Consider the following 632-nt stretch of genomic DNA (forward strand, 5'->3'; position numbering starts at 1 on the left):
CGGTAGAGGTCAGCGTCGAGTTGTTCATCGCTGATGGGGATGCGGAGGTGGTCACGGAAGGCTTTGAGGTCTTCCATGGTCAGTTTCTTCATCTGGTGCGTGGCGTTGCGGCCTTCGAAGTGCGGGCCCAGGCCGTAGCCCTTGACTGTTTTGGCCAGGATGACCGTGGGTTTGCCCTTGAACTCGGTTGCTGCCTTGTACGCGGCGTAGACCTTGCGGTAATCGTGGCCGCCGCGTTTGAGGCCCCAGATCTGTTCGTCGTCCAGGTCCGCGACCATGTCCTTGGTCTGCGGGGACTTGCCGAAGAAGTGTTCACGGACGAACCCGCCGGACTCGGCCTTGTAGGTCTGGTAGTCACCATCGGGGGTTTCGTTCATGATTTTCACCAACGCCCCGTCCCGGTCGTTTTCCAGGAGTGAATCCCATTCGCGGCCCCAGACGACCTTGATGACGTTCCAGCCCGCGCCGCGGAAGAACGCTTCGAGTTCCTGCATGATCTTGCCGTTGCCGCGGACCGGTCCGTCCAGGCGCTGGAGGTTGCAGTTGATCACGAAGTTCAGGTTGTCCAGGTTCTCGTTCGCGGCGAGCTGCAACAAACCACGGGACTCGGGCTCGTCCATTTCCCCGTCACC

General features: G+C 60.8%; 1 pseudogene. It reads right to left on the reverse strand.

Annotated features, from left to right (window positions below):
* A pseudogene (locus tag HP499_RS24760) lies at window positions 1-632 on the reverse strand (pyruvate dehydrogenase (acetyl-transferring), homodimeric type); the annotation flags it as partial.

It is taken from the genome of Paenarthrobacter sp. CM16, from assembly GCF_013179505.1.
Lineage (GTDB): Bacteria > Actinomycetota > Actinomycetes > Actinomycetales > Micrococcaceae > Arthrobacter.